General features: G+C 43.3%; 16 protein-coding genes. 12 read left to right on the top strand and 4 right to left on the bottom strand.

What is annotated here, in order from left to right; translation table 11 throughout:
• The first annotated feature begins 45 nt into the window (after window positions 1-45).
• Window positions 46-516: a GNAT family N-acetyltransferase gene (locus CRO17_RS15360; RefSeq protein WP_097043360.1), complete on the top strand. Its 471-nt coding sequence runs from the start codon at window positions 46-48 to the stop codon at window positions 514-516.
• Between the two features lie 15 nt (window positions 517-531).
• On the opposite strand, the gene CRO17_RS15355 is transcribed toward CRO17_RS15360, so the two are convergent.
• Window positions 532-1,641, bottom strand: a complete 1,110-nt coding sequence (locus CRO17_RS15355; protein WP_245864812.1) for an NAD(P)/FAD-dependent oxidoreductase — start codon at window positions 1,639-1,641, stop codon at window positions 532-534.
• A gap of 135 nt (window positions 1,642-1,776) precedes the next feature.
• Between CRO17_RS15355 and CRO17_RS15350 the strand changes: the two genes are divergently transcribed.
• The 3 genes from CRO17_RS15350 (at window position 1,777) to CRO17_RS15340 (ending at window position 4,896) form a co-directional block, all read left to right on the top strand.
• Window positions 1,777-3,135 (top strand): TrkH family potassium uptake protein, encoded by a 1,359-nt coding sequence (locus tag CRO17_RS15350; RefSeq protein ID WP_097043358.1) that lies wholly within the window; start codon window positions 1,777-1,779, stop codon window positions 3,133-3,135.
• Window positions 3,136-3,217: 82 nt separating this feature from the next.
• Window positions 3,218-3,724: an Lrp/AsnC family transcriptional regulator gene (locus CRO17_RS15345; protein WP_425444470.1), complete on the top strand. Its 507-nt coding sequence runs from the start codon at window positions 3,218-3,220 to the stop codon at window positions 3,722-3,724.
• Window positions 3,721-4,896 carry an aminotransferase gene (locus tag CRO17_RS15340; RefSeq protein ID WP_097043356.1) on the top strand — a complete coding sequence of 392 codons (1,176 nt, stop codon included), beginning with the start codon at window positions 3,721-3,723 and terminating at the stop codon, window positions 4,894-4,896. The genes CRO17_RS15345 and CRO17_RS15340 overlap by 4 nt, the downstream gene beginning before the upstream one ends.
• 39 nt (window positions 4,897-4,935) lie before the next feature.
• Here the strand turns inward: CRO17_RS15340 and CRO17_RS15335 are convergent, their stop codons facing one another.
• Complete coding sequence (locus CRO17_RS15335; RefSeq protein ID WP_097043355.1) at window positions 4,936-5,286, bottom strand: DUF3846 domain-containing protein; 351 nt, start codon at window positions 5,284-5,286, stop codon at window positions 4,936-4,938.
• Window positions 5,287-5,345: 59 nt separating this feature from the next.
• Window positions 5,346-6,455 (bottom strand): NADH-dependent flavin oxidoreductase, encoded by a 1,110-nt coding sequence (locus CRO17_RS15330; protein ID WP_097043354.1) that lies wholly within the window; start codon window positions 6,453-6,455, stop codon window positions 5,346-5,348.
• A gap of 168 nt (window positions 6,456-6,623) precedes the next feature.
• Here CRO17_RS15330 and CRO17_RS15325 point away from each other — a divergent pair, with 168 nt between their 5' ends.
• The 3 genes from CRO17_RS15325 (at window position 6,624) to ptsG (ending at window position 10,343) form a co-directional block, all read left to right on the top strand.
• A complete protein-coding gene (locus tag CRO17_RS15325; protein ID WP_097043353.1) occupies window positions 6,624-7,118 on the top strand; it encodes a hypothetical protein in 495 nt (164 codons plus the stop codon).
• A gap of 122 nt (window positions 7,119-7,240) precedes the next feature.
• Window positions 7,241-8,083 carry a glucose PTS transporter transcription antiterminator GlcT gene (gene glcT / locus CRO17_RS15320; protein ID WP_097043352.1) on the top strand — a complete coding sequence of 281 codons (843 nt, stop codon included), beginning with the start codon at window positions 7,241-7,243 and terminating at the stop codon, window positions 8,081-8,083.
• Window positions 8,084-8,246: 163 nt separating this feature from the next.
• Window positions 8,247-10,343 (top strand): glucose-specific PTS transporter subunit IIBC, encoded by a 2,097-nt coding sequence (gene ptsG, locus CRO17_RS15315; protein ID WP_097043351.1) that lies wholly within the window; start codon window positions 8,247-8,249, stop codon window positions 10,341-10,343.
• Window positions 10,344-10,641: 298 nt separating this feature from the next.
• Here ptsG and CRO17_RS15310 read toward each other — a convergent pair whose 3' ends face one another.
• The gene (locus tag CRO17_RS15310) at window positions 10,642-14,067 is read right to left on the bottom strand and encodes a hypothetical protein (RefSeq protein WP_097043350.1); all 3,426 of its coding nucleotides are present in this window, start codon (window positions 14,065-14,067) and stop codon (window positions 10,642-10,644) included.
• Between the two features lie 158 nt (window positions 14,068-14,225).
• Between CRO17_RS15310 and fabI the strand changes: the two genes are divergently transcribed.
• The 5 genes from fabI (at window position 14,226) to CRO17_RS15285 (ending at window position 20,151) form a co-directional block, all read left to right on the top strand.
• Window positions 14,226-15,008, top strand: coding sequence for an enoyl-ACP reductase FabI (gene fabI / locus CRO17_RS15305; RefSeq protein WP_097043349.1), 783 nt, complete (start codon window positions 14,226-14,228; stop codon window positions 15,006-15,008).
• A 241-nt stretch (window positions 15,009-15,249) separates the two neighbouring features.
• The gene (gene katX / locus CRO17_RS15300; RefSeq protein ID WP_425444474.1) at window positions 15,250-16,818 is read left to right on the top strand and encodes a catalase KatX; all 1,569 of its coding nucleotides are present in this window, start codon (window positions 15,250-15,252) and stop codon (window positions 16,816-16,818) included.
• 150 nt (window positions 16,819-16,968) lie between these two features.
• The gene (locus tag CRO17_RS15295; protein ID WP_097043347.1) at window positions 16,969-17,352 is read left to right on the top strand and encodes a GntR family transcriptional regulator; all 384 of its coding nucleotides are present in this window, start codon (window positions 16,969-16,971) and stop codon (window positions 17,350-17,352) included.
• The gene (locus CRO17_RS15290) at window positions 17,349-18,245 is read left to right on the top strand and encodes an ABC transporter ATP-binding protein (protein WP_097043346.1); all 897 of its coding nucleotides are present in this window, start codon (window positions 17,349-17,351) and stop codon (window positions 18,243-18,245) included. Before CRO17_RS15295 ends, CRO17_RS15290 begins: the two co-directional genes overlap by 4 nt.
• Window positions 18,220-20,151 carry a DUF6449 domain-containing protein gene (locus CRO17_RS15285; RefSeq protein WP_097043345.1) on the top strand — a complete coding sequence of 644 codons (1,932 nt, stop codon included), beginning with the start codon at window positions 18,220-18,222 and terminating at the stop codon, window positions 20,149-20,151. The genes CRO17_RS15290 and CRO17_RS15285 overlap by 26 nt, the downstream gene beginning before the upstream one ends.
• The last annotated feature ends 3 nt before the right edge of the window (window positions 20,152-20,154 follow it).

Below are 20,154 nucleotides of genomic sequence, written 5' to 3'. Positions count from 1 at the left end.
GAAATGCTATAATACAAGGACTAACAGATAAAAGGAGTCCTGCAGATGGGTTACGAGATAAGTTCATTGACTGCCGATGATGCATATACAGTCTTACACTGGCGTTATTCCCCGCCTTACGATCTGTACAACCTTACCTATACGGAAGGTGCGGTAATGATGCTCATGGTAGGTGACTATTACGGCGTGTACGAAAATGGTTCCCTGTTTGGCTATTTCTGTGTCGGAGAAGATGCGCAGGTTCCTGGCGGCGATTACAGTGACAAATCTTATTTGGATATCGGGATTGGAATGGCGCCGCAATTAACTGGACAGGGGAGAGGGAAGGTCTTCTTTCGCGACATCCAAAATTGGATCAATCAAAATAAGCAGCAAACACGGCTCAGACTTACGGTTGCAGCATTCAATGAACGAGCAATTCATCTATATGCGAATGCCGGATTTTGGGAAGCGGGTCGTTTTGCGCGTGATTCAGATCAATTATTATTCCTTGTTATGACAAAGAGCCCATGTTAACGCATGGGCTCTTATTTATGTTAGGGCTATTTCCGGATTATAAGCAGAGACGTCAATCGTTGGTTCTTCGCCCAGCACGAGCTTCGCAAGCTGAGAAGCGATATAAGGTCCCATTGTAAGACCTGATGCTCCTAAGCCATTAATAACGTGCAAATTATCGTGACCTGGCATTTGGCCAAATACCGGCAGAAAACCTGGGGTGAATGGGCGGAAGCCGACCCTTGTTTCGGCTAAGCCTGCTTGTTCCAGTCCCGGAGCTACTTGGAATGCTTTGTTTAATACTTCATGAACACCGCCTGCTGTAATGCGCGTATCCATCTCGGTGTCATTTTCATGTGTCGCACCAGCAACGATTTTACCATCTGGAAATGCCAGCAAGTATTGATCATTAGGCGGCATAATAACTGGCCATTCAGCTGTTTGTGTGTCTGTTAGCTGCAAGTGGCAAATTTGCGCTTTCTGAAAGCTGACTTGCAGATTATAGCCTAATGGCTTTAACAGCTGCTTTGCCCAAGCGCCTGCTGTAACAATGACATGATCAGGCAAAAGTACTTCATTGTCTGCTGTCACGGCTATATTTCCATCGTTTAACGACAATGCTGCCTCAGCTTGGATAAAACGGGCTCCGTGTTTTTTTGCTGCTCGGTGTAAGCTGTTCCGTAATGCTCTGCCGTCAACCCGTGCTGCTCCGCTGACATGGACAGCGCCGTAGCCAGGTGCAAGCATCGGAAACAGCTTGCGTGCGGCCGCTTCTTCAAGCTGTGTAATGGTGCCGATTTCCGGGGCGTCAGCTTTCCGCTTTTCTGCCCGTTCCCGCATTCCGTCCAGTTTTTTTTGATCATGATGTAAGCTAATTGCGCCTACACGAGCGTAGCCTGTTTCTTCTTCACCGTCTTGACGCAGCTCCTCGATAAGTTGGGGGTAGTAACTGGCGCCGCCTTTCGCTAACCGGTACCAATCCTTATTTCGGCGCTGTGACAGCCATGGGCAGACAATTCCTGCTGCGGCGTCTGTAGCTTGTCCTGTATCAAAACGATCGATGACGGTTACTTGCATGCCTGTTTTCGCAAGTTGGTAAGCAGTCGCCGATCCTGCTATTCCTGCTCCTATTACTGCTATGTGCATATCGAACATCCTTTTTCTTCATTTCGCTACGAGTATAACATAAATAGAATCATCTTTTTTTCAGTACCAAATTGAGCGAAGTTGTAGTATAAGTTAGAAGTAGATGAAAAATTTGATAAAAGGATCTGTATAAACATGGTGACAAAAAGCCGCAAATTGTTTCAGCGTATTAAAATTAATCCGCCGCAATTCTTTGCTTTAGGGTTCCTTGTATTAATTGGGTTAGGAACGTTTTTATTGATGCTCCCGTTTGCTACTGCTGACAGACATCACCTGTCTTTTGTAGATGCTTTGTTTGAAGCTACGTCTGCTGTCAGTGTGACAGGGCTGGTAGTGGCGGATACCAAGACAACTTTTACACTATTTGGCCAAATCGTGCTGTTATGTCTTATTCAAGTTGGCGGATTAGGATTCATGACACTGACGGTTTTTATTGCTTTATTGCTCCGGCGCAATATAACCTTTGAAGAGCGTCATCTAGTCAAAGAATCGCTGAATCAAGATTCCTATGAGGGCATCGTCCGTATGGTACGTTTTGTGATTTTGTTTGCAGTGATTTGTGAGCTGATTGGAACGGTCATTCTCGGGTTGCATTGGGGAGATCGGTTTGGCTATCCGAAGTCCTTCTACTATGGGCTGTTCCACTCTATTTCTGCATTCAATAATGCTGGTTTCGATATTATGGGTGATTTTAGCAGCATGACGGCATTTACAGGTGATATAACTGTTAATGTAACACTTACGTCACTGCTGATTTTAGGCGGAGCTGGTTTCATTGTAATAGCGGATCTTTTCCAGAAAGTAAAAACAAAGAAGCGGATTACCCTGCATACGAAAGTAGTTCTGTGGATGACAGCTATTCTGATAATTGCCGGAACAGCAGCTATCTTTGTTTTGGAGTACAACAATCCAGCTACGATTGGAAACTTTTCTTTAAAAGATAAGCTGCTTGCTTCTTACTTTCATGGTGTTGTCCCTCGGACAGCGGGCTTTAACTCTTTAAATACAGGAGATTTATCACTTGGTTCGCAGCTCGTGACCATGGCGCTCATGTTTATTGGCGGCGGAACAGGGGGGACTGCAGGCGGTATTAAGGTCACGACCTTTGCTATCCTGCTGTTAGCAGTATGGGCATTGATTAAAGGCAGGCAGGAAGTAAATATGAGCAACCGGAGACTGCCTTTGGATTTAGTATTCCGGGCTTTTTCCATCACCACATACTCTGTTTTGCTTGTCTCGGTGTTCGTATTCCTGCTCTCCCTAACGGAAACAGGTTTCGGCCTTAACATCATTGCTTTTGAAGTACTTTCTGCCTTTGGCACAGTAGGCATGTCGCTTGGATTAACGACGGAACTGACAGAACCAGGAAAAATGCTGCTATCCATTCTTATGTTCATGGGAAGAGTTGGCCCGATTACGATTGCATTTGCACTGGCTTTTCGCACCAAAACCACTGCTGTACGAAATCCGGAGGAACGAATTATTATTGGTTAGATGCGTACGCATGTATCCGTTTTCGGTTTCTCTTATCTTATATTTCAGATAGAATAGGGCTTACATTATAAAAGAGTAAGGAGTGACTAAAGTGGATAGAAAAGAAATAGAGATATTAGAGTTGTTAGAAAAGAATGGGAGAATGGATGTACATACAATCGCCCGCATGGTGGAGCTTTCACCGGAGGAAGTGGAGCGGGCAATTCAGAAATTCGAGGACCAGCAAATCATACACGGTTACTCTACGCTGATTGATTGGACGGATGTACTCGGGTATGAAGGCGTAACGGCAATGATTGATGTAAAGGTGACCCCTGTAAGAGGAAAAGGGTTTAATGATGTTGCCGAACGCATTTATCGTTTCCCGGAAGTGAAAGCTGTGTACTTGATGTCAGGCGCTTATGATTTGTCTGTCTCAGTAGAAGGGAAAACGATGTCACAAGTTGCACGCTTTGTATCGGAGAAACTATCCACTTTGGATACAGTTATTTCGACGACAACGCATTTTATTCTGAAGAAGTACAAACATGATGGCATTATTTTCGGTGAGGATGACGATAACGACCGCAGAATGCCGGTGAGCCCATGAGTTCGGATACAAGCCGCTTTATTGCGGAGCATGTCGATTCGCTTAAGCCTTCCGGAATCCGCCGCTTCTTCGATTTAGCTTCGACGATGGAGAACGTTATTTCTTTAGGTGTAGGAGAACCGGATTTTGTTACGCCTTGGAATGTGATTGAAGCTAGTTATCACTCATTGGAACAAGGCTACACAGCTTATACCGCTAATGCGGGACTGCTTGAATTGCGGGGATTGATTGCAGAATACTTGCAGTCTGCTTACGCTGTTCCTTATCGGGCAGAGGATCAAGTGATTGTAACAGTAGGTGCAAGTCAGGCGATTGATATTGCATTGCGGGCAATTTTGAATCCAGGCGATGAAGTAATCATTGTGGAACCTTGTTTTGTAGCGTATGCGTCTGCAGTTACGCTTGCGGGTGGAGTGCCGGTTTCTGTTGGAACGCAAGCAGCCAATGAATTCAAACTGCAGCCGGAAGAATTGGCAAATAGCATTACGAAAAAAACGAAGGCTATTATTTTATGTAATCCCAATAACCCGACTGGCACCATGATGAGCCGGGAAGAGCTATTGCCGATTGCAGATTTAATCCAAACACATGATTTGCTCGTTTTATCGGATGAAATTTATGCAGAACTCAGCTATGACGAAGGCTATGTCAGTTTTTCGAGTTTACCAAATATGCATGAACGCACGATCCTTATCTCTGGTTTCTCCAAGTCATTTGCTATGACCGGCTGGCGTCTGGGATATGCTGCAGGCCCGGCCGCATTGATTCAAGCGATGACAAAGATCCATCAGTACACCATCATGTGCGCGCCGACGATGGCGCAGTATGGCGCAGTGGAAGCACTTCGCAGCGGCTCGGCAAGTGTAGAACAGATGAAAAAAAGCTACCGCCAGCGCCGGAACTTTGTTATGACTGCCTTTGAAGAAATGGGCTTGATGACGAACAGGCCAGGCGGAGCATTTTATATTTTCCCATCGATCAAGGAAACAGGCTTGTCTTCGGAAGAGTTTGCCGAGGCTTTGTTAATGGAGGAGAAAGTAGCTGTCGTACCAGGAAATGTATTTGGTGAGAGCGGTGAAGGTTATATTCGCTGCTCGTATGCAACTTCGATGAAACAGCTGACAGAAGCAATGAAACGAATCAAGCGTTTTGTAGAGAGTCGGCTAACATAAGAAAAGCCCTGCCAGTATGATCTGGCAGGGCTTTTCGTTTTATTCATCAAGCAATAACTTGTCACGTCCAAATTGGAACCAGTTTTTCACAAGCTGTTTTTGATCTTTATCAAGGCTGGTAAGGCCTTGATCAGATTCTGCTGCAAATACAGCGTCACTATATAGCTTGCCTAATTCATGAACATGATCATGATGACGCTGGAAAATCGTGAAATTCAAAGGATCTTCTTCCGTTGCATTTTCATTGCTTACAACGACAATGCCGTCTGTTAATCTAGTCATGATTGGCGAACCGCCGACAAATTTTTGAATGCCTTGCGGGTCTGCTGGTACGGACTTGGCTTGAAAGTCTCTTTCTGGTTTAAGGACAAGTGCTGATATCTTTGCCATGGTAACTCTCTCCTTCGAAGCTTTTCTTCCATTAAAGCATAAAGTAATCCTAGTCGCTATTACTCTGCTTTTGTCGGAACCCAGCCTTTCATTTGGAGGATGATTTTCCATAGTTGTTCAGGGATACCGTGACGATCTTCGCGGGCAGGATCGATTAAACGGATAATCTCGTCTTCGCGGCCTTCTTTAAGCTTCGTAGCAAATGCTGGATCAATCAGCATCTCACGGCCCAGTGCAATAAGCGGTACATCTGTTGCTTTTGCTGCAGCAACATCCTCAGCAGAATAAAGGGAGCCGACACCAATCAAAGGAATACGTCCGTTGATGCGCTCCTGCAGCAAGTCGATACGCTTGGCATTTGTGTCTGCTCCGCGACGTGCTGTGGAGTGGAAATCCATTAGCGATACATGCAGGTAGTCCAGCGGCTGTTCCACAAGCGCATCCATTAGTTCAAATGTTTCTTTCATCGTCAATCCAGGCGTCTCTGGTTCTTCTGGAGAGAAGCGGTAGCCGATGATGAAGTCGTTTGATCCGTGTTTTTCTACTGCTTTTTTCACCTTGTCAATGACTGCTAATGGGAAGCGCAGACGTTCGCCCCATTCATCTTCACGGCGGTTGGAAAATGGTGAAAAGAACTGCTGGATAATATAACCGTTTGCTCCATGAATCTCAACACCGTCAAAGCCTGCTTCAATCGCACGGCGTGCAGCTTCACCGAAGTCTGCGATGATTTGTTCAATTTCGGCTGGTTCTAATGCGCGCGGAGTTGCCGTACCTTCTTTCTCAACGGCACTTGGCGCAACAATGTCACCATTTGGTACTAGTTCAGCTACCGCTTCACGGCCGCCGTGATGCAGCTGGATAATTGCTTTGGCGCCTTCTGCTTTGATTGTGTCTGCTTGTTTCTTTAATCCAGGAATATCTGTATCGTGCGCGATAGATGGCTGTCCGGGAAATGCTTTACCGCTGTCAGATACGTTAGATGCAGCAGTGATAACCATTCCAATGTCTTTAGAGCGCTGTGCAATATATGTGAGCTCCTGATCGGAAATCGTACCGTCGGGGTTTGATGCATAATGTGTCATCGGAGCAAGTACGAACCGATTTTTTAATGTAACGCCATTTGGCAGTGTTAAGTCTTCGAAAAGTGGTGCATATTTTTCATTCATAAGTTATGATGCCTCCTCTTGTATGGACTTTATTCTAGACAGTTGTGAAAAAGGTAGCAAACAAAATGCTCATTCGTAACCGAGTTACCAATTGTAACAAGACATCTGCCAAAAGGTCTTGCAGACATGCTATACTGTTGACATAACACAGACAGGAGTAAGAACAGCATGTTAAACAAATACGATTATTATTATGGTGCCTTCCTTTCTAAGCTCGTATCCATGCAGATTGTGCCTGCTCTAATTGAAGAAAGTAAGGAAAGGCGCGTTTACCAATTAGAAACTGGTGCAAACCGGATGAAGGTGTATTCCAAGTATGCAACGAGTGCAACAAGTACATGGAACTTCCGTTTTTCAGAGGAAGAGCGCGATCGGCTGCTGCAATGGTCGGCAGAAGAGCGAAAGCAGTTATTTGTGCTAATTTGCAGCAAAAAAGACCTCTTAGGCGGAGAAATTGCGATTTTGACGTTTGATCAGCTGCTGGCATGCATGGATGTCCGGGACAAGTATAAAGAAGCCAGCTGCCGTGTGGCGATTAAGAAAAAGAAGCATAGTCCATTCCTTTATGCATATGGAACATCCCGCAGCTTGGATGATGCACTGCCAATTACACGAAATTTTGCAGATTTATTATTGCATAGATCGGTTCCTGAACCAGTATAAAGCGTGTATAGCGAAATGAGCTATACACTTCTTCTGAACCGGAAAGAAAGCGGATACAAAACGTTATACAAAGGACTAAATATCTACTACAATAGCAATAGAAATCATAAAGGAGATAGCTTATGGGGAGAACCTTTTCTGTGCAAAAGGTGCTAAATAATAATGTACTCATTGCCATTAACCAGGAAGAAAAGGAGGTCGTGCTGATTGGCAAAGGTGTAGGCTTTGGCAAAAAGACCGGAAGCGAATTGGAAGATGGCGAATTCGAAAAGTTGTTTGTCCTGCAGGATGAGAAAGAGCAAACAAGCTACAAACAAATACTGGATCATATTGACGAAGAGCTGGTAGCAGTAATGAATGATGTAATTTATATGATCGCAGAGCAAATGGATCAGCCGCTGAACGAACATATCCACATTGGCTTGACTGATCATTTGGCCTTTGCAATGAAACGTCTGGAGCAAGGACTTGATATTAAAAATCCATTCGCCGTAGAAACGAAGTTCATTTACCCGAAGGAATACAAAGTAGCGAGTGAGGCGGTAACACTTCTGAATAATCGGCTTGGCATCCAGCTTCCTGAGGGAGAAGTTGGTTTTATCGCTCTGCATATCCACAGCGCTTGTATCAATCAGCCGGTAGGGGAATTAAGTCAATATACGAGACTGATTGCAATGATGTTTAAGGTGATTGAAGACAGTCTAGCTATTACAGTGGACCGGGAAAGCATCCATTACATCCGGCTTGTGCGGCATATTCGGTTTACAATCGACCGGGTACAGCAAGGAGAGCAAGTTCGGGAACCGGAAAAGATCTTGAATCTATTGAAAACAGAATATCCATTGTGCTATAATACTGCCTGGAAGCTAGTCAAAATATTACAGCAAACGTTAAGACGTCCAGTACAAGAAGCAGAGGCGGTCTATCTCACTTTGCATTTGTACCGTTTGACCAATAAAATATAATGTGCATGGTATTTATACGTGTAACTTATTTGATTAGGCATGAGGATAAAAGAATGCACAAGAAGAATTTAATTCTTTTTGTGTTACTTATTTTATCTCTCGTGTCTTTTTTCACGACCTTATGTAAACGTTATCAAATCAGTATTATCTTGGAGGTGTAAGGATGAAAAATGCATTCGGCATCTTGCAGAAGATAGGTCGGGCGCTTATGATTCCTGTTGCCATTTTGCCGGCTGCAGGTATTTTACTCGCGTTAGGGGATGCGCTGCAAAATCCGGATTTATTAATGGCTGTTGAATTCTTGAACAGTTCCTGGGTGCAGCTGATCGCCACCGTTATGCAAAGTGCCGGAGATATCGTCTTTGCTAATTTGCCTTTGTTGTTTGCTGTAGGGGTAGCGATTGGACTCACCAATGGAGACGGTGTAGCGGGTATTGCGGCAATCATTGGTTATCTGATTATGAACGTCACAATGAGCGCTGTGCTAATCGCCAATGGAGTCATTCCTTCTGACAGCATAGAGCGCGCGTCATTCTTTAGTGGGAATCACCCAGCGTACACGATGATGCTGGGCATACCTACGCTCGCAACGGGCGTATTCGGAGGTATTATTGTCGGCGTACTGGCAGCTGTCATGTTCAACAAATTTTACAAAATTGAATTACCGCAATACCTAGGTTTCTTTGCCGGAAAGCGATTCGTACCAATTGTCACATCACTTGCTGCTTTGGTGCTCGGTGTAGCAATGCTAGTCGTTTGGCCGCCAATCCAGCAAGTGTTAAACAGCTTTTCGAACGGGCTGTTGTCTTCGAATTTGACACTGACCGCCTTCATATTTGGTGTCATAGAGCGTGCATTGATTCCATTCGGCTTACATCATATTTTCTATTCACCGTTCTGGTATGAGTTTTTCAGTTATACAAACTCAGCTGGAGAAGTAATTCGCGGTGATCAGCGAATCTTTATGGAACAAATCAGAGACGGATCAGAGCTGACAGCAGGTACATTCATGACGGGTAAATATCCATTCATGATGTTTGGTTTACCAGCAGCAGCTTTGGCTATCTATCACGAAGCAAGTCCTGCAAGAAGAAAGATAGTCGCTGGTCTGATGGGTTCCGCAGCATTGACCAGCTTCTTGACAGGTATAACAGAACCGCTTGAGTTCTCCTTCTTGTTTGTGGCACCGCTGCTGTTCGCGGTACATTGTGTGTTTGCTGGTCTTTCCTTTATGGCAATGCACATGCTTAACGTCAAAATCGGGATGACTTTTTCTGGTGGATTTATAGATTTCTTTCTTTACGGCATCTTGCCAAATCGGACGGATTGGTGGCTTATCCTTCCGGTTGGTTTCGTATTTGCAATTATTTATTACTGCGGATTCCGTTTCGCAATCCGTACATTCAATCTCATGACACCAGGCCGTGAAAAAGCAGACGAGAAAGAGCCAATTAGAAGCAGATCTCATTCAGGTACATTCGCTTATCATGTGTTGGAAGCAATGGGTGATAAAGAAAATATTAAGCACTTGGATTCGTGTATTACTCGTCTTCGTGTCACGGTTAACGATAAGAATAATGTTGATAAAGAAGCACTGAGAAAACTGGGGGCAGCTGGTGTAATGGAAGTGGGCAATAACATACAAGCTATCTTTGGCCCAAAATCAGAAGGCTTGAAAGAGCAGATACAGGATATTATTCTCGGGAAGACACCGAGAACACTAGCAGAAGCTGTGCAAACACAGGGAGTGGCCAACTCAAAAGAGGATGTGATAAAGCGTCCCTTTGATAATGACCCAGGTGCGCATGTCTTTGTTATTCCGATGTCCGGAACACTTCGCGCTTTAGAAGATGTACCGGATATCGTTTTCTCTGAAAAGTTAATGGGAGACGGGTTTGCTATTGAACCGATAGATGGAACTGTTGTTTCGCCGATTAACGGAAAAGTGATCAATGTCTTTCCGACAAAGCATGCAATCGGTCTGCAAGCAGTTAATGGCCGGGAAATGCTGATTCATATCGGTTTGGAAACAGTCAATTTGAAAGGTGCTGGCTTGGAGGTTTTCGTAAAAGAAGGAGAGCGAATAACTGTCGGTCAAAAGTTATTTAAAGCGGATTTAGAAAAGATTAAACCGCTTGTCCCGTCTGTGATAACACCAATCGTATTCACTAACCTGGGAGCGGCAGAAAAAGTTATTTTCCGAGAAGGTGAACAAGTGAAAATCAAGCAAGCTAATAAAGTGACAATAGAATCTTACTAAATGTAAAGAGACTGGAACATAACTGTTTAAGCTATACAAAAATCCAAACAACAGTAGCATTGTTTGGATTTTTTGCATGGAAACTAAGTTAAGAGCACCGCTTCGGAAATACACTCCGCTTTCCTGCGGGCGGCAGCCGTCGGAGGACTGCATTAAACAAGTATGGATGAGTTAATCGTTCGCTTTTGGGATGAATTAATCTTGTTTTGCAAGGCTCTTAATATGTGTTTCTCCAACTTTAAATGCAGCATTTGTAAAATTAGTAAAACACAGCATTGAATCTCGGCAATAACTTTCTTTACTTATATTTTTCCAGCCATTGCTTCCATTTTGACTTACCTGCTTGAAGTATAGATTCCGCTGTACGGGCGTGTTTATGTTTCTGATATTCTATATAACTTGCAGATGCGATTAACAAGAAGCCTGCACCAATCAAGTAGAGCCACCATGGTGCACTTCCCCATAATGGGCGTGTTTGGAAAAATAGATTGAAGACAACTGTAATCGTTCCTGTGAGGAAGTAAGCTCGGTACTTTCGTATAAAACCGACAATTGCAGCGAGTAAAGAAATGCTTCCTAACGATATAGCATCGTAAATTGTCATACTTGCTAATCCATCCAGAACAAGAATACCAAATCCGATGGCCAGTAAAATCAGCTCAATATGCGGTGTTACGTCTGGGTCGTAGAAGAAGACCCGTAAGATGATGAGCACCAGCAATGCAATTGGTACAACATAAAGCTCTGTTAAAAGGTACGGACTAATAGGAAGGTTTTGCAATAGCAGCATATACGGATAGAGACAAGCGAACAATGCTCCGAACCTGACATAACGCCTCTCAGACCTTGGGTGTGTATTGACGCTAATGGCAAATAACATTGCCGGAACTGTCAGACTGAACAGTACCTCAGCCCAGCCTGATTGATAGGCCATGACGCCTGTCAGACTGCCGACGATTGTATAAACGACGGCACCGATACGGTAGATATCTGCTCTTTCCCATATAAACTTAGCATCGCTTTCGGCTATAACCGATTGATATTGCGTAAAGCTCGTTGCAATTAATGCGACAGCACCTGCAAGCAGTAAGTATGCTGTGCGGATTTCCTCTCCAATTGTTCCGTACAGGAGCGAAATGGCTAAAAGCAAAAGCAAGGTGATAGAAGACAGGATTATTCGCTGCCAATGATGCTGCTGGTAAATAGCAACAACGCCGATAACGATTGAGAGCAGGACGATTTCCCACGAAAACAAAACGGTAAGCTCAGCCACTGCAAACAAAAGAACTACATTATATACAATTAGAAGACTTAATCTCAAGAATGCCTGCCATCCAGGCAGAAGCTTATAAATAGCGGCTATGCAGATCGCCGTAATAGCTGCTGCTATTGTCATGAGATGTGACAAATCTGTATAGCTGCTTAAGTGTGTGACGGCTATAAGAAACAAAATAGTAATACCAGCACTTGCAAAGGTGTTTTTTTCGATTGTCCGCTTTGTATAAGAAGCGGAAACAGCAAGGTGCAGGAATGGTACGATCAGCCATGCTGGCGGGATGGAGTCAAAGCTTTGCAAGCCCAATACCCACATGATGGAGAATAGATTGATAATGTGACTGCACCAGAAGAAATATAAAGAACCAACTTTAGCTTTCTGATCAATCAGGATGCTGACTGCCAGCAGCGCTGCTCCGCATAATAGTACATAAGCGGTTAACGTATTCGATCCTGAAATGTTGAACAGGTTTTGCAGAGATCCATATGCCAGAAGCAAGGAAACGAGTACAGATGCCCACAATGTGTTTCTGCGGAACACATACAACGCAGCGAATTGCACGATAACACTGATGAATGACACGATGGAAATTGTCGGTGCCGGCAAATCCCACGTTAGAAACGCTAGTATCGTAGCTAAGCTCTGGAAGATTTGGCCGGTCAGGAAGAATGACAGAAACAGCGGCTGATGGTGATAACGCCGGAATAAGAGGGCTGCTATCACAGTTATCAGTGCAATGCATGTCATATGGCCAGGAATACCAAAGTGCTGCTGGTAATAATCGCTTTCGATATACAGTCGGTAACCGGCTAGAATCAAGGCGGCGATAAAACTAATAGGTGTAATAATCTTGCTGACCAATACAACGTCCTGATGTTCTTTTTGATAACAGAAGAAGCCGGCAGCTGCTGTTAACATAAGCAAGTAGCTGTTTGCTTCATAATAGCCATAGCTGTGATTTACGAGCAGCAGCGGAATAACTGACCCGACGGCTGCCCAACTGACAGTTTTGTGATAAATCTTAATATAATTGGATCTTCTTGGCCAAATATAGCAATATGCAAGGCCAAGAAACGCCATCGCTGCAAAAATACTCGTTCGCAGCCAAATCGGCGTATCCAGCATGTGAAGCAGCCAATATGTGATGACGAAGAACAATCCAGTGCTGGGATAACTGTAATGGGTATGACGCTGGGATATTGTCCAGACTGTGTATTGAATAAATAGGAATACGACACCAAGCAAATACGCCCAATCAAATGTATATGCACCGGTTAAAGATGTGAAAATAATAAAAAGAAAACCGTTAATGCTATGAATCAAGCTTTCATAGGCAATCCTCAGCCATCTTGGCAAATGCCAGGATAGCAGCACAAGTGTAAAGCCGAGTGCGAGAAACTGTCCGAGGAACATATTGAAGTAAGAATCTATTTCCAATAAAAGCAGTACACCGCTTATTAAAGTGAATACCATAAAACCGAAATGGTATAACTTGCTATAGTTTTTAGCTGCCAGAATGAGTGCGCTAATACCAATTACCAGTAAGGTTAAATCATAGATAACAGCGGTACTCATCAGAACGATTGTAATAAATACTTCGGTACCAAGCTTCATCTGCAGATAATAAGGCCAATACTGCTGCAGTAATGGAAGAGGAAATGATTTACGAATAGGTCGTTCAAACACTAGTAACAGCAAATTCGCTAGCTGTAGGCAGAATAGAAACGCGCTGTACGTTGTTGTAACGTACAGCATTGCCGATATAAAGGTGGTTGATAAACCTGCATAAGTTACCCAAATAAATGCTTTCGAGCTCGTGCGTACGGCGGCTGCATAGTACAACGCGGTACAGCCCAATGCTGCCACAGTTCCGACTAAAGCAGCACCATCACCGCCAAACGACAAATAGCTGCCGAACAGCTGATAATAAGAGGCGGAGAAGATAACAATCGGAATAAATAGAGCAGCAAGTATTAAGAAGGCAAAAGCTGTCTGCGGAATCTTAACTTTGTAGCTGATAAAACTCAATCCGGCAAACAGGAAAGGAATGAAGCTGATCAGCAGCACTTTTCCTAAGGAAGAGAAGGTACCCCAGTTTGACGTGCCAAGATACAATCCGCCGAAGAACAGCATAATAATTCCGAGTACGAGTATGACGGTCAGATTGCGTTCTCGAATTTGTTCGGGTGTTTTTTGTTTCTTTTGCTTTTGAACAGGAGGTCTATGTACAGAAGCAGCTGGTGTGGAAGCTGCTAACTTCCTTTCTATGGAAGTAGTAGTAAGAGGTACAGGCTGCGCTGAGTGGGATTTGGAAGCATCAAACGCCATTTTTTTCCGGTACCCTTCTAGGGTGAATGCGTACGTTTCGTAAGAGATATAGCCTCGCTGATATAATTCCTGCAATCTTTCTTCAAAAAGATCGCCGGATTGATTAGGGGGCGGATACATGCTGTCACCTCAATCTTCTGGTTTTTATTACCAAGTATCATTATATAGAAGAGCTACTTGTCTGAAAAGGAGTGTCATTCCTTTCATTTCGGTTTTCTGTTATGATAAGCGGTAGAAAACGTGAACGAGATAGTTCATATTAGGAGGAGAATAAAAAATTGAAGGACTTTCTGCAATTACAAGATAAACATATCGTCATCATGGGTGTTGCGAATGACCGCAGTATCGCATGGAGTGTTGCACAGTCGCTGCACGCAGCGGGTGCTAAGCTGATTTTTACATACCGCCAAGAGCGTTCTGCTAAAAAACTGAACAAGCTGCTAGAAAAGAATGAAATGGATGCAGCAGTTATCCAGTGTGATGTAAATGATGATGAATCCATCACATCTGCATTTGCCGAAATTAAAGAGAAGTTTACAACAGTTCACGGACTTGTTCATTCTGTAGCGCATGCACATAAAGAAGATTTAAACGGAGATTTCATTGATACTTCTCGTGATGGTTATGCATTTGCTCAAGATACAAGTGCATATTCACTCGTGGCTGTTGCAAAAGCAGTGCGCCCGCTTATGGCAGAGGGCGGTTCAATTGTCACAATGAGCTATCTTGGTGCTGATCGCGTGTTGGACGGCTACAACGTGATGGGTGTAGCAAAAGCTGCATTGGAAGCAAGTGTCCGCTATTTAGCAAATGATCTTGGACCGGATAATATCCGTATTAATGCTATTTCGGCAGGACCGATTCGTACGCTGGCTGCAAAAGGCGTGCCATCTTTCAATGAGATCCTTTCCAAAGTAGAAGAAAAAGCACCGCTTCGCCGCAATGTATCTGCAGAAGAAGTTGGTGACATGACGACTGGTTTGATGGGAGCACTTTCCCGCGGTGTAACTGGTGAAGTCATCTATGTGGATGCAGGTTTTAATATTATCGGCATCGGCTAATCTGTGTGTAAACCCGCTCTAATCGTTGATTATAGCGGGTTTTTCTATGGATTTAAAAAGCGTCTTTCCTCCCGGGACCGGTGGAGCGTTTTCCATTTTAACTGCGTCATAAATTACAGCCAATCTGGACACACTGCTAGTATCTGTGTAAAAGGAGGGTTTTTGCATGAGTGAAAATGAAAATGAAAAAGACTATCATGGTACAAATGTGGAAGGAAACGAAGACTTACTGGATGACAAAATGACAGAAAACGAATCTTCCACAACATTAACAAACAGGCAAGGCCATCCCATAACGGACAACCAGAATGTGCGAACAGTTGGGAATCGAGGACCCACAACATTAGAAAACTATAATTTCCTCGAAAAAATCAGCCATTTTGACAGAGAACGTGTTCCAGAGCGCGTCGTACATGGCCGCGGTGCTGGTGCACATGGTTACTTTGAGGCGTATGGTTCTTTTGGTGACGAACCAATCAGCAAGTACACACGGGCAAAGCTTTTCCAGGAGAAAGGGAAGAAAACGCCAGTATTTGTGCGTTTCTCAACGGTAACGCATGGGACCCATTCTCCCGAAACATTGCGTGATCCGCGTGGATTTGCTATCAAGTTTTATACGGAGGACGGCAACTGGGACTTGGTTGGAAACAACTTGAAGATTTTCTTTATCCGAGATGCAGTTAAATTCCCGGATCTTATCCATGCTTTCAAGCCAGACCCAGTGACAAATGTTCAAGATGGGGAGCGGATTTTCGATTTTATCTCCCAAACTCCTGAGGCGACGCATATGATTACGTTCTTGTTTTCGCCGTGGGGAATTCCTGCCAACTATCGTCAAATGCAAGGCTCCGGTGTTAATACATACCGCTGGGTAAATAGCGAAGGAAAAGCGGTGCTTGTGAAATACCATTTCGAGCCTGTACAAGGAATCAAAAACCTGACACAGGAAGAAGCACAGGAAATCCAAGGAAAGAACTTTAACCATGCGACGCAGGATTTATATGAAGCAATTGAAGAAGGTAATTACCCAGAGTGGGAAATGTATGTACAAATAATGGAGGATCACGATCATCCAGAGTTAGACTTCGATCCGCTTGATGACACGAAGCTGTGGTACAAAGATAAATTCCCGTGGGTACCAGTTGGTAAGCTTGTGCTGGATCGCAATCCAGAAGACTACTTTGCTGAAGTAGAGCAAGCAGCATTCGGTACAGGTGTACTTGTTGATGGTCTGGATTTCTCCGACGATAAGATGCTTCAAGGACGTACATTCTCTTACTCGGATACACAGCGCTACAGGGTAGGAGCGAACTATTTACAGCTTCCGATTAATGCACCTAAGAAGCATGTGGCAACAAATCAGCGCGGCGGCCAAATGGAGTACCGCGTTGATACAGGTAAAGGACAGAACCCGCATGTGAATTACGAACCTTCTATCATGAACGGGTTGAACGAAGCACCTAAAAAATACCCGGAGCATACACCTTATGTAGAAGGTGAAGTGAAGAAGGAAGCGATCGACAGACCGAACAATTTTGGACAAGCGGGTGAAACATACCGCCGTCTCAACGATTGGGAACGTGACGAGTTGATTAAGAATCTTGTCAATACACTCGGAACATGTAAGAAAGAAATACAAAATCAAATGATTGAGAACTTCACTAAAGCTGATCCGGATTACGGCCAGCGTGTAGCGGAAGGACTGAAAAACTACGAACAGAATATGAGTAATGGGCCGATCGGAAGTACAACGTCGGATGAAGGCGTTGAACAGGCGAAAGAAGAAAGCCGCGCCTCGGATCCATATTAAGTACTTGAAAAAGTCAGATCTTATGATCTGGCTTTTTATTTATTTTGTAAAAGTGCTTTTCAACTGGAAAAGGGTAGTGTATACTCTGATGTATCAAGTGTACTATTATAACTAATACAGTTAATACAGAAGCCCGAATGAGGTGAATACATGTTTGAACTGGACTTGCGAAGCGGCAAGCCGATTTATGAACAAATCGTTGATAAGTTCAAGGAATTGATCATTAATCAAGTGCTGGAAACAGATGAAAAACTCCCTTCCGTGAGGGAGCTCGCCCAGCAGCTGACCATTAATCCTAATACAATTCAGAAAGCATACCGTGAATTAGAGAATCAGGAATTGATTTATTCGGTAAAAGGACGGGGGAGTTTCGTGAACGCGATTAGTGCACAAGTGGATCCGCAAAAGGTGAAGCATATGCAAGAAGAATTGAAAAAGCTTCTGACAGAGGCGCTGTTTGTCGGAGTGACAGCCGATGAGATCCGAAGCGTTGTTGAGAACTTGCTGCAAAACGGGGGAGGTAGCGACGCATGATAAAAGCAGTGGAAATCAGTAAGAAATTTGAGCGAAAGCAAGTGCTGGATCAGGTCGGTTTTCAAGTAAGACCAGGAACAATCTATGGCCTGCTCGGATCCAACGGGGCGGGAAAGACAACCATTATGCGCATACTCGCGGGCATACTTAAACAAGACAAAGGCTGTGTTCTTATTGACGGGAAAGCTGTATTTGAAAACGTAGAGATTAAACAGCGTATTATCTTCATGCCCGATATTCTTTATTTCTTACCGCAATACACCGTCAAACAGATGGGGAAGTATTATGCCGATATGTATGCAAATTGGGATCAGCAGCGGTATGACCAACTGATCAGTCAATTTCAGCTTGAAAATAAAAAAGTATCATCTTTCTCTAAAGGGATGCAGCGGCAAGTGGCATTCTGCTTAGCGTTGGCAGCCAAACCAGATTACTTAATCATGGATGAACCGCTGGACGGATTAGACGCCGTTGTAAGACAGCGAATCAAAGGACTATTAATCAATGATGTTGCCGAAAGAAATATGTCGGTGCTTATTTCTTCTCATAACCTTCGAGAAATGGAGAACCTTTGTGATGACATCGGAATTGTACATAAGGGCAAGATGATCCTCGAACGAAATCTGGATGATATGAAGAGTGAAGTGCAGAAAGTGCAATTTGCCCTTCGCAAGGGACAAGACACGCAGTTCCTGAACAAGCTCAATATCCTTCACCAGGAAAAACGAGGCAGCATCCACCTGTTAATTATCAAAGCTGATCGTCACGAAGTAGAAGCGCTGTTCGCAGCACAACATCCAGTCGTACTGGACATGCTGCCATTGTCACTGGAAGAAATCTTTATCTACGAAATGGGAGGTGCTGGCTATGCCATTGAAAACATCCTCGATTAAGAAACAGATTATTTTATACGATTTGAGGCAGGTTGGCTGGGTGAGTGTACTGTATTTTCTGGCGTTGTTCTTGATCGTTCCGTTGCAGCTAATTATTCAATACTCAAACCCAAAAGCCCGACAATTTATGGAGAAGGGTAGTTTATTCTTATATACTCCTGAGTTTCAATGGATTTTATCAATCACAGTTCCTGTTTTAATGGGTGTGTTGTTATTCCGCTATTTGCACAGTAAGCAGGATTCTGATTTCATTCACAGCTTGCCGGTGAGAAGGTCGGCACTTTACCATCAACATCTAGCGGCAGGGGCAGTCTTAATCATTGTACCTGTAGCGATCAATGCTCTTATTCTGTTAGGTTTAAATTCCTTAACCGGAATTGGCGGATATTTTACTATTACACACCTTCTATCCTGGATAGGAATTATGCTATTCTTAAACCTTTTTATGTTTCTTGCAACAGTTTTTACAGCGATGATCACAGGGATGCTTTCTATGCATCTAGTACTTACTTATATATTTGTCCTTCTGCCGGCGGGTTTCATGCTCTTACTTATTTTTAATATAAGAACGATATTCGCTGGATTTCCAGTTGAATATTATCTGGATATATCACTGGCTAAGTATTCACCTATCAGCTACTTTTGGTTTTTTAGAGGTGACATGAAACTATCTTGGATAGTTTTATCAGTCTATATAGCGGTAGGAATTCTATTATATATTGCTGCTAATTGGCTGTATATTCATCGGAGCTTAGAAGCGACTTCACAAGCAGTAGTGTATTCTTTTATGCGACCGCTCTTCCGGTATGGAGTAATGTTCTGCTCTATGATGGCAGGAGGGCTATTTTTCTATACTATGTCTTTCTCCTTCGGCTGGGTTGTTACTGGTTATATAGCAGGATCTTTAGCAGGTTTTGTCATAGCTGAATCAATCTTGAGAAAAACGTGGAAAGTATTCAATAATTTTAAAGCATATCTATTTTTTGTTGCTTTTCTAGTAATAGTGTTTGGAACGATGTACTTTGTTAAGGGAACGTACGTAAACAATATTCCTAATGTGAGTGAAGTAGAGCGTGTCTACTTCGGTGATAGCTACGGCTACGAAGACAGCGATTGGTTTACGCTAGGAACGAAGCCGTTATATTTTACTGATAAGCATGATATAGGTTTGGTTCAACAGCTTCAAAAGCGGATAATCGATTTGGGTGATGTACAATACGAATCACAATTAGAAGATACGTATCCTTTATTTATAGCTTACGAGTTGAAGAATGGAGATAAGGTAACGAGATATTATACGTATTCACTTGAAGATCCGGAAATATTAAGACTGCAAAAGGAAATTGAATCATCAGCAAATTATAAGCATGCGAACAGTCCGGTATTCAACCTAAAGCCAGAAGAAGTGTATAAAATTGACGTCGAATCAAATGCAATTAAGAAAAGTAGTTCATCGGTGACTGACAGAGAGACAATCCTTACACTAATTGATGCTATCAAAAAAGATATTGAAGCTTCTGAACCTCGTGTTAATACAGAGGCAGTACCTCTTTATAAGTTGGAGCTCTTCACTAGTGAACACAATGACTACCTTTTAGCAGAATTTGACGATACTTATAAAAATACAATCAACGTATTAAAAGATATTGGTATATATGAAGATCTTGAGTTGATCCCCGAGAATGTAAATAACATTCAGTTAGAGAGCTATTTTTTAGACCAAGAAGTAATGATAGATGACAAGGATGAGATCCAACACATACTTGATCACCTTGTTTACTACAGCCACAAAGATAATGCATTCTATGTAACGGCACAACTCAACAAAGGGCAGAATTTGAATGATCAGCTTTCAATAGAATACGATGATCTGCCACAATCAATCAAAAACCAACTGGAGGAATAAACC

This window comes from Terribacillus aidingensis, from assembly GCF_900215625.1.
Lineage (GTDB): Bacteria > Bacillota > Bacilli > Bacillales > Amphibacillaceae > Terribacillus > Terribacillus aidingensis.
This window is presented reverse-complemented; position numbering and strand designations above follow the sequence as displayed.

Excerpts from the sequence above, each read along its gene's own strand:
- CRO17_RS15360 (WP_097043360.1), top strand. The coding sequence starts at position 46 with ATGGGTTACGAGATAAGTTCATTGACTGCCGATGATGCATATACAGTC.
- CRO17_RS15355 (WP_245864812.1), bottom strand. The coding sequence starts at position 1,641 with ATGCACATAGCAGTAATAGGAGCAGGAATAGCAGGATCGGCGACTGCT.
- CRO17_RS15350 (WP_097043358.1), top strand. The coding sequence starts at position 1,777 with ATGGTGACAAAAAGCCGCAAATTGTTTCAGCGTATTAAAATTAATCCG.
- CRO17_RS15340 (WP_097043356.1), top strand. The coding sequence starts at position 3,721 with ATGAGTTCGGATACAAGCCGCTTTATTGCGGAGCATGTCGATTCGCTT.
- CRO17_RS15335 (WP_097043355.1), bottom strand. The coding sequence starts at position 5,286 with ATGGCAAAGATATCAGCACTTGTCCTTAAACCAGAAAGAGACTTTCAA.
- CRO17_RS15330 (WP_097043354.1), bottom strand. The coding sequence starts at position 6,455 with ATGAATGAAAAATATGCACCACTTTTCGAAGACTTAACACTGCCAAAT.
- CRO17_RS15325 (WP_097043353.1), top strand. The coding sequence starts at position 6,624 with ATGTTAAACAAATACGATTATTATTATGGTGCCTTCCTTTCTAAGCTC.
- glcT (WP_097043352.1), top strand. The coding sequence starts at position 7,241 with ATGGGGAGAACCTTTTCTGTGCAAAAGGTGCTAAATAATAATGTACTC.
- ptsG (WP_097043351.1), top strand. The coding sequence starts at position 8,247 with ATGAAAAATGCATTCGGCATCTTGCAGAAGATAGGTCGGGCGCTTATG.
- CRO17_RS15310 (WP_097043350.1), bottom strand. The coding sequence starts at position 14,067 with ATGTATCCGCCCCCTAATCAATCCGGCGATCTTTTTGAAGAAAGATTG.
- katX (WP_425444474.1), top strand. The coding sequence starts at position 15,250 with ATGACAGAAAACGAATCTTCCACAACATTAACAAACAGGCAAGGCCAT.
- CRO17_RS15295 (WP_097043347.1), top strand. The coding sequence starts at position 16,969 with ATGTTTGAACTGGACTTGCGAAGCGGCAAGCCGATTTATGAACAAATC.
- CRO17_RS15290 (WP_097043346.1), top strand. The coding sequence starts at position 17,349 with ATGATAAAAGCAGTGGAAATCAGTAAGAAATTTGAGCGAAAGCAAGTG.
- CRO17_RS15285 (WP_097043345.1), top strand. The coding sequence starts at position 18,220 with ATGCCATTGAAAACATCCTCGATTAAGAAACAGATTATTTTATACGAT.